Source organism: Rathayibacter sp. VKM Ac-2759 (assembly GCF_009834225.1).
Taxonomy (GTDB): Bacteria; Actinomycetota; Actinomycetes; order Actinomycetales; family Microbacteriaceae; genus Rathayibacter.
This window is the reverse complement of record NZ_CP047176.1, coordinates 1,661,819-1,673,709: the sequence shown is the minus strand read 5'-3', so window position 1 is coordinate 1,673,709 and position 11,891 is coordinate 1,661,819. Positions and strand designations below refer to the sequence as shown.

Here is an 11,891-nt window from a genome sequence, read left to right as displayed (position 1 = left end):
ACGCGCTAGGACGGCTCGACGACCACCAGCAGGTCGCCCGCATCCACCTGCTGGGTGAGCGGCACGGCGAGGCGCCTCACGACTCCGCCGACGGAGCAGGTGATCGCCGCCTCCATCTTCATCGCCTCGATCGTGGCGACCGCCGCGCCCGCCTCGATCCGGTCGCCGACCGCCACCTTCAGCGTCACCACTCCGGCGAACGGGGCCGCGACCTGGCCGGGGTCGGCGCGGTCGGCGCGCTCTGCGCTGACCGTGTCGACGGTGATGGTCGCATCACGGACGAACACGGGGCGGAGCTGACCGTTGAGGGTCGTCATCACCGTGCGCATGCCCCGGTCGTCGGCGTCGCCGATCGCCTCGAGGCCGACGAACAGCCGCACGCCCCGGGCGATCTCGACGACGTGCTCCTCGCCCTGGCGCAGCCCGTAGAGGTAGTCGGCGGTGCCGAGCGCGGAGACGTCCCCGTAGGTCTCGCGCACCTGGTCGAACTGCTTCGCCGGGCCGGGGAAGAGCAGCCGGTTCAGCGTCGCGCGACGGGCGGCCGAGTCCTCGCCCGCGAGCACCGCTCCGTCCTCGTCCGACACCGCGGTGACGCCGATCCGGACGTCGCGACCCTCGAGCACGCGCGACCGGAACGGCTCCGGCCAGCCGCCGGGCAGCTCGCCGAGCTCGCCCGCCATGAAGCCGACCACCGAGTCGGGGATGTCGTAGTTCTGCGGGTTCTCGGCGAAGTCGGCCGGATCGGCGTCCACCGCCGCCAGGTGCAGGGCCAGATCGCCCACGACCTTCGACGACGGGGTGACCTTCGGCACCCGGCCGAGGATCCGGTCGGCCGCGGCGTAAAGGTCCTCGACGACCTCGAAGCGGTCGGCGAGGCCGAGCGCGATCGCCTGCTGGCGCAGGTTCGAGAGCTGTCCTCCCGGGATCTCGTGCCGGTACACGCGGCCGGTCGGTCCGGGCAGCCCGGACTCGAAGGGGCGGTACAGCGCGCGGACGGCCTCCCAGTAGGGCTCGAGGTCCGAGACGGCGGCGAGGCTCAGCCCGGTGTCGCGGGGCGTGTGCGCGAGGGCGGCGACGAGCGCCGACAGCGACGGCTGACTGGTGGTGCCCGCCATCGGGGCGGAGGCGGCGTCGACCGCGTCGGCTCCGGCCTCCGCCGCGGCGAGGAGGGTCGCCAGCTGACCGCCGGGGGTGTCGTGCGTGTGCACGTGCACCGGGAGGTCGAACCGCTCGCGCAGCGCCGCGACGAGAGTCGACGCGGCGTAGGGGCGGAGGAGCCCGGCCATGTCCTTGACGGCGAGGATGTGCGCTCCGGCCTCGACGATCTGCTCGGCGAGCCGCAGGTAGTAGTCGAGCGTGTAGAGGTCCTCGGCGGGGTCCAGCAGATCGCCGGTGTAGCAGAGCGCGACCTCGGCGACCGTGCTGCCGGTGGCGAGGACGGCGTCGATCGCCGGCCGCATCTGCGACACGTCGTTGAGGGCGTCGAAGATGCGGAAGACGTCGACCCCGGTGCCGGCCGCCTCGCGGACGAAGGCGTCGGTCACCTCGGTCGGGTACGGCGTGTAGCCCACCGTGTTGCGCCCGCGCAGCAGCATCTGGATCGCGACGTTCGGGAGCGCCTCGCGCAGGGAGGCCAGGCGCTCCCAGGGGTCCTCGCCGAGGAAGCGCAGGGCGACGTCGTAGGTCGCGCCTCCCCACGCCTCGACCGAGAGCAGCCCGGGAGTGAGGCGCGCGACCGCCGGTGCGACCGCGATCAGGTCGCGCGAGCGCACCCGCGTCGCGAGCAGCGACTGATGCGCGTCGCGGAAGGTCGTGTCGGTGACCGCCAGGGCGGTCTGCGCGCGGAGGGCGGAGGCGAACCCGCGCGGGCCGAGCTCGAGCAGGCGCTGGCGCGATCCCTCCGGAGCGGGTGCCGCGGTGTCGACCGCCGGCAGCTTCTCGACCGGCGCGAGGCCGGACGGCCGTGCCCCGTTGGGCTGGTTGACCGTCACCTCGGCGAGCCAGGTCAGCAGCTTCGTGCCGCGGTCGCGCGACTCGCGGCCCGCGAGCAGGCCGGGGCGCTCGTCGATGAAGGAGGTGCTGAGATCGCCCGCCGCGAACGCCGGATCATCGAGCACCGCCTGCAGGAACGGGATGTTCGTCGACACGCCGCGGATGCGGAACTCGGCCAGCGCGCGCTTGGCGCGGCCGACCGCGGCCGGGAAGTCGCGACCGCGGCAGGTCAGCTTGGCCAGCATCGAGTCGAAGTGCGGGCTGATCTGCGCGCCGGGGTTGATGGTGCCGCCGTCGAGGCGGATGCCGCCGCCACCCGGCGAGCGGTAGGTGGTGATCTTGCCGGTGTCGGGACGGAAGCCCGCTGCCGGGTCCTCGGTGGTGATCCGGCACTGGAGCGCCGCTCCGTGCAGTCGCAGCTCCCCCTGGGTGAGCCCGAGCTCGGCGAGCGTCTGCCCCGAGGCGATGCGCATCTGGCTGGCCACGAGATCGACGTCGGTGACCTCCTCCGTCACCGTGTGCTCGACCTGGATCCGCGGGTTCATCTCGATGAAGACGTGCTCCCCCGCCCGCTCCCCCGCGGTGTCGAGGAGGAACTCCACCGTCCCCGCGTTCTCGTAGCCGATCGAGCGCGCGAAGGCGATCGCGTCGCGGTACATCGCCTGCCGCGTCGCCTCGTCGAGGTTCGGCGCCGGCGCGATCTCGACCACCTTCTGGTGCCGCCGCTGCACCGAGCAGTCGCGCTCGAACAGGTGGACGGTCTCGCCCGTCCCGTCGGCCAGGATCTGCACCTCGATGTGGCGGGGCCGGACCACCGCCTGCTCGAGGAACATGGTCGGGTCGCCGAAGGCGCTGTCGGCCTCGCGCATCGCCGCCTCGAGCGCGGGACGCAGCTCCTCGGCGGTGCCGACCCTCCGCATGCCGCGTCCCCCGCCGCCCGCGACGGCCTTGGCGAAGATCGGGAAGCCGATCGCCTCGGCGCCCGCGATCAGCTCGTCGATGTCGCGCGAGGCAGGGGTCGAGCGGAGGACGGGGACGCCGGCCGCCGTCGCGTGCTCCTTGGCGGTGACCTTGTTGCCCGCCATCTCGAGCACCCGCGCGGGCGGGCCGATGAAGGCGATGCCGGCATCGGCGGCGGCGCGCGCGAGCTCGGGGTTCTCGGAGAGGAAGCCGTAGCCCGGGTAGATCGCGTCGGCACCGCTCTCGCGGGCGACCCGGACGATCTCGGCGACATCGAGGTACGCGCGCACCGGGTGCCCCCGCTCGCCGATCTGGTACGCCTCATCGGCCTTCAGCCGGTGCATCGAGTTGCGGTCCTCGTAGGGGTACACCGCCACCGTGCGGGCGCCGAGCTCGTAGGCGGCGCGGAACGCCCGGATCGCGATCTCGCCGCGGTTGGCCACAAGGATCTTCGAGAACATGGCAGTCCTTCGGGTGGGTCCTCCGCGGGCGACGAGGGAGCCGGAGTCGCGACCGTGCGATTCCCGCCTCCGCATCCCGGGCCGGGTGGGCACGCAGGGAACGGTTAGGTTCTCCACCCTAGTGAACGTAAAGTAGTCAGCCATGCATGTACTCAGCGTGAGCTCCCTCAAGGGCGGCGTCGGCAAGACGACGGTGACCCTCGGCCTCGCCTCCGCGGCGTTCTCGAAGGGTCTGCGAACGCTGGTCGTCGACCTCGATCCACAGTCCGATGTGTCGACCGGGATGGACATCAACGTCGCCGGGCACCTCAACATCGCGGACGTCCTGACCTCCCCCAAGGAGAAGATCGTCCGCTCGGCGATCGCCCCCTCCGGCTGGACGAAGGAGCACCACGGCACGATCGACGTGCTGATCGGGAGCCCGTCGGCGATCAACTTCGACGGACCGCACCCCAGCATCCGCGACATCTGGAAGCTCGAGGAGGCGCTCGCGAGCGTCGAGGCCGACTACGACCTCGTCCTCATCGACTGCGCCCCGTCGCTCAACGCGCTCACCCGCACCGCGTGGGCGGCCAGCGACCGCGTCGCCGTCGTCACGGAGCCGGGACTCTTCTCGGTCGCGGCCGCCGACCGGGCCCTCCGCGCGATCGAGGAGATCCGCCGCGGACTCAGCCCGCGCCTCCAGCCCCTCGGCATCATCGTCAACCGCGCCCGCGTGCAGTCGCTCGAGCACCAGTTCCGGATCAAGGAGCTGCGCGACATGTTCGGACCGCTCGTGCTCAGCCCCCAGCTGCCGGAGCGCACGTCGCTGCAGCAGGCGCAGGGCGCCGCGAAGCCCGTGCACGTCTGGCCGGGCGAGAGCGCGCAGGAGATGGCGCACAACTTCGACCTGCTGCTCGACCGCGTCATCCGCACCGGCCGCATCGGCGAGCAGGTCCCCGCGGCCAAGTAGCACGCACGGCATCGGGCGGCGTCGCGGCGGGAGCCGCGGCGCCGCTGTCGTTCGGTGAGCGACGCGCCGACCGGTCGCCGGCGTGCTGACGACGGCGGGATCGATGCGCCGCCCGCGGTGGCTGCTGGACCGGGAGGCGTGCAACAGGCGTTGCGGCCCTCTGATCGACCAGCCCGCGCAACGGGTGCATCAAGATCGACGTCCTCCTGCGGGCGGGCAGGAGGGTGCGGTCAGCCGACCTTGCGGGAGGCCCGGCGCTGCGCGAGCTCGTCCATCGGGTCGAGCGTCTGGTGATCGAGGTCGACGAGGCTCGACTCGACCTCGCGGAGGACCTTGCCGACGGCGATGCCGAAGACGCCCTGGCCGCGGCTGAGGAGGTCGATGACCTCGTCGTTCGACGTGCAGAGGTAGACGCTCGCGCCGTCGCTCATGAGCGTCGTCTGCGCGAGGTCGTCGACTCCCGACTCGCGGAGCTGGTTGACCGCGGTGCGGATCTGCTGGAGCGAGATGCCGGTGTCGAGCAGGCGCTTGACGAGCTTCAGCACCAGGATGTCGCGGAAGCCGTACAGCCGCTGCGTGCCGGAGCCGGATGCCCCGCGGACGGTGGGGGCGACGAGCTCGGTGCGGGCCCAGTAGTCGAGCTGGCGGTAGGTGATGCCGGCGGCACGAGCCGCGACGGCACCGCGGTAGCCGGCGTGGGCGTCGAGGTCGGGCAGACCGTCGGTGAACAGGACGAGGTCGCGCTGGCCGCTGGTGTCGCGGCTGACTTCTCTCATTCCGTTGCCTCTCGGTTCCGATCGCCGGATCCTCCGAACGCGCTCCCTAAGGTACCCACCGCCGGGTGCCGAGTAAACGACATCCGGTCCACGGAGGTGGCGTGTCGCGCGGATCCCGCGCCGACCGAGCGCCCGGCGCGCCTCACGAGCGCGAGAGCCGGGAGAGGGCGCTGCGCACCATGGCGCCGCGGATGGTGCCGAGCTGCGAGGCGAGCGCCATCGCGGTCTCGGCGGCGCCGACGGATCCGGAGGCGTCCTGCCGCCGAGCGCTCGAGGCGACGACGCTCTCGATCAGGGACATCTCGCGCTCGACCGCGACGCGCAGAGGGCGCAGGTGCCGGGGCTCGACGCCCGAGCGTCCGAGCTCGACGAGCGCTCGGAGGGTCGTGACCGCCTCCTCGCCGAAGAACTCGCCTCCGCGCACGAGGCCGACCGCGATCGCCTCCTGCACGAGGGAGCTGCTCGCGCCGGACTCGGCCGCGAGCCGCTCGCGGGTGAGACGGGTGGCGGGGGCGAGCAGCGACGCGGGCGCGCCGCCGACCCCCGCGGGGAGCGAGGGCTCGCGGCCGGCGTCGACGTCGTCGAGGTAGGCGCGGATCACCTTGAGCGGCAGGTAGTGGTCGCGCTGCAGCGCGAGGATCATCCGCAGCCGCTCGACGTCGGCCGAGGAGAACTTGCGGTAGCCGGAGTCGGTGCGCGCCGGCGAGACGAGTCCCTGCTCCTCGAGGAAGCGCAGCTTCGACGGCGTGACGTCGGGGAACTCGGTCGTCAGCCGGGCGAGGACCTGACCGATGCCGAGGAGGGCAGTCGAGCCGGACGGGAGGGCCCGCGCGGTGGAACGACCCACGGTCTACGCGTCCGGAGCGGCGACGAGGTCGGCGCGGGACGCGTAGAAGGTGAGGCGGAACTTGCCGACCTGGACCTCGGAGCCGTCGGTCAGGATCGCGGACTCGATCCGGACCCCGTCGAAGTAGGTGCCGTTGAGCGAGCCGAGGTCGCGGACCTCGAACGAGGTGCCGCGGCGGACGAACTCCGCGTGACGGCGCGAGACGGTGACGTCATCGAGGAAGATGCCCGCATCGGGGTGACGGCCGACGGTCGTCGAGTCGATGTCGAGCAGGAACCGCGCACCGGTGTTGGGACCCCGGCGGACGACCAGGAGCGCCGATCCGGACGGGAGGGCGCCGACCGCCTCCGCCTCCTCTCGGGACGCGCGGTTGTCGAGCGCAGCGAGCTGCGCACCGATGTCGTCGGTGAACGTGAGAGTCGTGTCGGTCGACGGCTCGACGGACTCGGACTTCAGCGGTTCGGCGGATGATGCTCCACGCACGGGCTCGACCAAGACGTACCTCCTACCTGTCCAGCGTATCCGAATCGGAGGGGCCCTCGGACGCCGGAATCGCGCTCCCGGCGCCGCGGATCAGATCCCGGGTCTGCACGGCGTAGACGATTCCCGCCCACCAGTAGAGGAACGCTCCCCACAGTGCGAACGCCCAGGCGATCGGCATCGACGCCGCGGCGATCGCGGGGAACGCCTGGCCCAGCATGATCAGCGGCAGGGCGTAGAAGAGGCAGAAGGTCGCGAACTTGCCCAGGTGATGCACCGGCAGCGGGCCGTACCCGTGGTTCGCGAGGATCACGGCGAGCACGACCAGCAGCAGGTCGCGCGCCACGAGCACCGCCACGAGCCACCAGGGCACGAGGTCGCGGAACGCCAGGCCGATGACGGTAGCGAAGATGTAGAGCCGGTCGGCGGCCGGGTCGAGGATGCGGCCCAGGCGCGTCATCTGGTCGAACCGGCGCGCGATCCAGCCGTCGAGGTAGTCGGTGAGACTCGAGACGACGAGAGTGACCAGCGCCAGCGCGTCCTCGCCCTGCACGACGAGCACCAGGAACACCGGCACCAGTGCGAGGCGCACCATGCTCAGGACGTTGGGGACCGTCCAGATCCGATCCTCGCCCGCGCGCACCATGCCGTCAGCCTAGGCGGGGCGCGGTCAGCGCTTGTCGCGCCAGACGCGCTCGAAGGGGAGGCGCCAGGCGTGCGGGGCGATCAGCTGGTGGATGGCGTTCGGGCCCCAGGAGCCGGGGGCGTAGAGGCGGACGGGCGGCGGGTCCTGCAGCAGCGGCGCCGACACCTCCCACAGGCGCTCGATGCCCTCGGCCGTGGTGAAGAGCGTGTGGTCTCCGCGCATCGCGTCGAGGATCAGGCGCTCGTACGCCTCGAGGGCGTCGCCGGCGCGATCGGTCTCCTGCAGGGCGAACTGCATGCTCAGCTTGTCGAGGCGCATCCCCGGCCCCGGCCGCTTGCCGTAAAACGAGAGCGAGACCTTGGAGGCGTCGGCCAGGTCGAACGTGAGGTGGTCCGGTCCGTGGGCGCCGACTCCCGAGCCCTGCGGGAACATGCTCTTCGGAGGCTCGCGGAACGCGATCGAGATGATGCGCTGCCCCTCCGCCATGCGCTTGCCCGTGCGCAGGTAGAAGGGCACGCCCGCCCAGCGCCAGTTGTCGATCTCGCACTTGAGGGCGACGAAGGTGTCGGTCTCGGAGTCGGGCGCGACTCCCGGCTCCTCGCGGTAGCCGATGTACTGCCCGCGCACCACGTTCTCGGGGTTCAGCAGCCGCATCGAGCGGAAGACCTTGTTCTTCTCCTCGCTGATCGCCTTCGGCTCGAGCGCCGTCGGCGGCTCCATCGCCATGAACGCGAGCACCTGGAAGAGGTGGGTGACGACCATGTCCTTGTAGGCGCCGGTGGACTCGTAGAACTCGGCCCGGCGGTCGAGGGTGAGCTTCTCGGGGATGTCGATCTGGACGTGGTCGATGAAGTTGCGGTTCCAGATCGGCTCGAACAGGCCGTTCGCGAAGCGGAAGGCGAGGATGTTCTGCGCCGGCTCCTTGCCGAGGAAGTGATCGATCCGGAAGATCTGCTCCTCGTCGAACGTCTCGTGCAGCTCGGCGTTGAGGATCACGGCGCTCTCGAGGTCGACGCCGAAGGGCTTCTCCATGATGATCCGCGAGCGCTCGACCAGGCCCGCCTCGGCGAGCATCCGGACCACGGACAGCGCGGCCTTCGGCGGGACGCTGAGGTAGTGCAGGCGGCTGACGTCCGGGCCGAGGACCTTCTCGGCCTCGGTGACGGCCTCGGCCAGCGCGGCGGGGCCCGCCGACTGCGGGACGTAGCGCAGCTTCGAGGCGAACTCGTCCCACTGCGCGGGGGTCAGCGAGCGGCTGCCGAACTCGTCGTAGGCGAGCTTCGCGAAGGCGCGGAAGGACTCGTCGTCGTGCTCCTCGAGCGAGGTGCCGACGATCTGGAGGTCGGGCGCGAGCGAGGACAGCGCCAGGTGCGCCATGCCCGGGATGAGCTTGCGCCGGGCCAGATCGCCGACCGCTCCGAACAGGACGACCACGTGGGGCGCCGCCTGCTCGGTCTGGACGGCGGGTGCGGGAGGTGCAGGAGTCACGGTCACCTCTCGATCATCCCAGGTCCGCTCGCCGGGAGGGCCGGGCGGCCCGAGGGACGGTCGATGACGGGCCTGTCATCCGCCCGATACACGGCATCGCTAAAGTCTGTCGGGTGCCTCCGTACTCCGACGCGCCAGACGCGACCGCAGCACCCGCCCCCTCCGCCGACGGAACCGTCGCTCCCCCGATGGACGACCGCATCCGCGGCGACGTCCACCTGCTGGGCGAGCTGCTCGGCCAGGTCCTCCGGGAGTCGGGCGATCCCTCGCTCTACGACGACGTCGAGCGCCTGCGCGCGCTGACGATCGGCGCGTACGACAGCGCGGCGCCCGAGGACATGGCGACGGCGGAGGAGTTCGTCGCCGCGCTCTCGCTCGAGCGCGCCGAGGAGGTGGCGCGGGCCTTCACCTGCTACTTCCACCTCGTGAACGTGGCGGAGGAGTTCCACCGCGTGCGGGTCCTCCGCCGCCGCGAGGCCGAGGCGGGTGCGCAGTCGCCCGAGGACTCGATCACCGCCTCGATGGCGCGGCTCACCCAGGAGCTCGGCGAGGACGAGGCGTTCGCGCGCCTCTCGCGCCTCGAGTTCCGCCCCGTGCTCACCGCGCACCCGACGGAGGCGCGCCGCCGGGCGATCGCCTCGACGATCCGCCGGATCAGCGCCCTGCTCGAGCAGCGCGACGACCCGCGCACCGGGGGCGTGGTCCTCCTCGAGAACCGCCGCCGGCTCCTCGCCGAGGTCGACACGCTCTGGCGCACCGCGCCGCTGCGGGAGTCGAAGCCGTCGCCGCTGGACGAGGTCCGCACGGCGATGAGCGTCTTCGACGAGTCGCTGTTCTCGGTCCTGCCGCGCGTGTACCGCCGCCTCGACGACGCACTGCTGGGCGACGCCTCCGGGACGCGGGCGCCGATCGCACCGGCCTTCGTGCGCATGGGCACCTGGATCGGCGGCGACCGCGACGGCAACCCCTTCGTGACCGCCGCGACCACCCTCGAGGCCGTCGACATCGCCTCCGAGCACGTGCTGATCGGCCTGGAACGGGTCGCCCGCCGCGTGGGCCGCGCGCTCACCCTCGACGCGGCGACCACTCCGCCCTCGGCCGAGGCCCTCGCGCTGTGGGACGCGTGCACCGCGCGCGACGCGCACCTCGCCTCGGTGATCGCCGAGCGCTCGCCGAGCGAGACGCACCGGCGCGTGCTGCTCTTCGCCGCCGACCGGCTCGCGGCGACCCGCTCCGGTGGAGCGCTGGCGTACGGCTCGGCCGCCGAGCTGCTCGCCGATCTGCGGACGCTCCAGGAGTCGCTGGTCGAGGCCGGGGACGTGCGCTCGGCCTACGGCGACCTGCAGAACTTCGTCTGGCAGGTCGAGACCTTCGGCTTCCACCTCGCCGAGATCGAGGTGCGCCAGCACTCGCAGGTGCACCGAGAGACCCTCGCGGCGGTGCGCGCCGGCGGCGAGCTCGACGAGCGCAGCGCCGAGGTCCTCGCGGTGTACCGCGCGATCGCGACGGTGCAGGAGCGCTTCGGCACGGACGCCGCGCGGCGCTACATCGTCTCGTTCACGCAGTCGGCCGACGACCTCCGCACGGTGTTCGAGCTCGCCGAGGCGGCGACCGACGGGCACCCGCCGATCATCGACGCGATCCCCCTGTTCGAGACCTTCGCCGACCTCGACGCCTCGGTCGACATCCTCGCCGAGATGATCCGCCTCCCCCAGGTGCGGGCGCGCCTGGAGGCGACCGGCAACCGGCTCGAGGTGATGCTCGGCTACTCCGACTCGTCGAAGGACGTCGGACCGGTCTCGGCGACGCTCGCCCTCTACGACGCGCAGGCGCGCATCGCGAAGTGGGCCGACGACGAGGGCATCGTGCTGACGCTGTTCCACGGCCGCGGCGGCGCCCTCGGCCGCGGCGGCGGGCCGGCGAACCGAGCAGTGCTCGCGCAGCCGCCCGGATCGGTCGACGGCCGCTTCAAGCTCACCGAGCAGGGCGAGGTCATCTTCGCCCGCTACGGCAACCCGGACATCGCGACGCGGCACATCGAGCAGGTGGCGGGGGCGACGCTCCTCGCCTCCTCCCCCTCGGTGGGCGAGCGGAACGCGTCGGCCGCCGAGCGCTTCGAGGACGTCGCGGCGACGATGGACCGCGAATCGCGCCGCCGCTTCTTCGACCTCGTGAAGGCCCCCGGCTTCGCTCCGTGGTTCGCTCGCGTGACGCCCCAGGAGGAGGTCGGGCTCCTCGCCCTGGGCTCCCGCCCCGCGCGCCGCGGTCTCTCGGTCGAGTCGCTCGAGGATCTGCGGGCGATCCCGTGGGTCTTCGCGTGGACGCAGGCTCGCGTGAACCTCACGGGCTGGTTCGGCCTCGGCAGCGCGCTCGAGGCCGTGGGCGACCTGGACGTGCTGAGGGACGCCTACGCCTCGTGGCCGCTGTTCACGACGATGATCGACAACGTCGAGATGTCGCTGGCGAAGACCGACGAGGGCATCGCGCGCCGCTACCTGGCACTGGACGAGCGCCGCGATCTCGCCGACCTCGTGCTCGAGGAGATGGAGCTCACCCGCCGCTGGGTGCTCTCCATCACCGGCGAGGAGAGCCTGCTGACCGGCCACCGGGTGCTCGGCCGGGCCGTGCGCCTCCGGACCCCGTACGTCAACGCGCTCTCGCTGCTGCAGCTGCGCGCCCTGCGCGCGCTGCGCACGGACCCGGGCGGATCGGGCACCGAGCAGAACCAGCGGCTGCTGCTGCTGGCCGTCAACGGCGTTGCGGCGGGCCTTCAGAACACGGGCTGATCGGAGCCCTCGAACGACGGAACCCCCGGCGGCCAGTGCGGCTGCCGGGGGTTCCGTCGTGTCGGGATCAGCGTCAGATCTGCGCGCCGTCGTCGAAGGTCTGCGGGGCGCCGGACTCCTGCGCGGCCTTCGCCTCGTCGTACTGCTTGCGGACCTCGTCCATGTCGAGGCCGCGGACCTGCTCGATCAGGCTGTCGAGGGCCGGGGCCGGCAGCGCGCCGGGCTGGGCCATCAGGGGGATGCCGTCGCGGTAGACGACGAGGGTCGGGATCGAGGAGATGCCGTAGCTCGCGGCGAGCTGCTGCTGGTCCTCCGTGTCGACCTTCGCGAAGGTGACGTCGGCGTTCTTCTCGCTCGACGCCTCGAAGACGGGGGCGAACTGACGGCACGGACCGCACCAGGCGGCCCAGAAGTCGATCAGGACGATGCCGTCGGAGACGGTCTGGTCGTGGGTGTCGAGAGTCATCGTGGTCGTGGCCATGGAGGATGCAACCGGGCCGCGA

At 72.1% G+C, this 11,891-nt stretch carries 9 protein-coding genes; 2 read left to right on the top strand and 7 right to left on the bottom strand.

Features of this window, described 5'->3' with window-relative positions:
* Positions 1–5 precede the first annotated feature (5 nt).
* Positions 6–3,413, bottom strand: coding sequence for a pyruvate carboxylase (locus GSU68_RS07685; RefSeq protein WP_159906990.1), 3,408 nt, complete (start codon positions 3,411–3,413; stop codon positions 6–8).
* A gap of 142 nt (positions 3,414–3,555) precedes the next feature.
* Between GSU68_RS07685 and GSU68_RS07680 the strand changes: the two genes are divergently transcribed.
* Positions 3,556–4,365, top strand: a complete 810-nt coding sequence (locus GSU68_RS07680; protein WP_097166986.1) for a ParA family protein — start codon at positions 3,556–3,558, stop codon at positions 4,363–4,365.
* A gap of 230 nt (positions 4,366–4,595) precedes the next feature.
* Here GSU68_RS07680 and GSU68_RS07675 read toward each other — a convergent pair whose 3' ends face one another.
* The 5 genes from GSU68_RS07675 to zwf form a co-directional block, all read right to left on the bottom strand.
* Positions 4,596–5,141 carry a MerR family transcriptional regulator gene (locus GSU68_RS07675; protein WP_159906988.1) on the bottom strand — a complete coding sequence of 182 codons (546 nt, stop codon included), beginning with the start codon at positions 5,139–5,141 and terminating at the stop codon, positions 4,596–4,598.
* Between the two features lie 142 nt (positions 5,142–5,283).
* Positions 5,284–5,988 carry a MerR family transcriptional regulator gene (locus tag GSU68_RS07670; RefSeq protein ID WP_159906986.1) on the bottom strand — a complete coding sequence of 235 codons (705 nt, stop codon included), beginning with the start codon at positions 5,986–5,988 and terminating at the stop codon, positions 5,284–5,286.
* Between the two features lie 3 nt (positions 5,989–5,991).
* Entirely contained in the window at positions 5,992–6,444 is a 453-nt protein-coding gene (locus tag GSU68_RS07665; protein WP_244259470.1) for an FHA domain-containing protein, read from the bottom strand.
* A gap of 49 nt (positions 6,445–6,493) precedes the next feature.
* Complete coding sequence (locus tag GSU68_RS07660; protein WP_159906984.1) at positions 6,494–7,114, bottom strand: CDP-alcohol phosphatidyltransferase family protein; 621 nt, start codon at positions 7,112–7,114, stop codon at positions 6,494–6,496.
* 24 nt (positions 7,115–7,138) lie between these two features.
* On the bottom strand, positions 7,139–8,602 hold the full coding sequence (zwf, locus tag GSU68_RS07655; RefSeq protein WP_159910182.1) for a glucose-6-phosphate dehydrogenase: 1,464 nt from the start codon (positions 8,600–8,602) through the stop codon (positions 7,139–7,141).
* 188 nt (positions 8,603–8,790) lie between these two features.
* Between zwf and GSU68_RS07650 the strand changes: the two genes are divergently transcribed.
* Positions 8,791–11,388 carry a phosphoenolpyruvate carboxylase gene (locus GSU68_RS07650; RefSeq protein WP_159910181.1) on the top strand — a complete coding sequence of 866 codons (2,598 nt, stop codon included), beginning with the start codon at positions 8,791–8,793 and terminating at the stop codon, positions 11,386–11,388.
* 73 nt (positions 11,389–11,461) lie between these two features.
* Here the strand turns inward: GSU68_RS07650 and trxA are convergent, their stop codons facing one another.
* Complete coding sequence (trxA, locus tag GSU68_RS07645) at positions 11,462–11,869, bottom strand: thioredoxin (RefSeq protein ID WP_159906982.1); 408 nt, start codon at positions 11,867–11,869, stop codon at positions 11,462–11,464.
* Positions 11,870–11,891 lie beyond the last annotated feature (22 nt).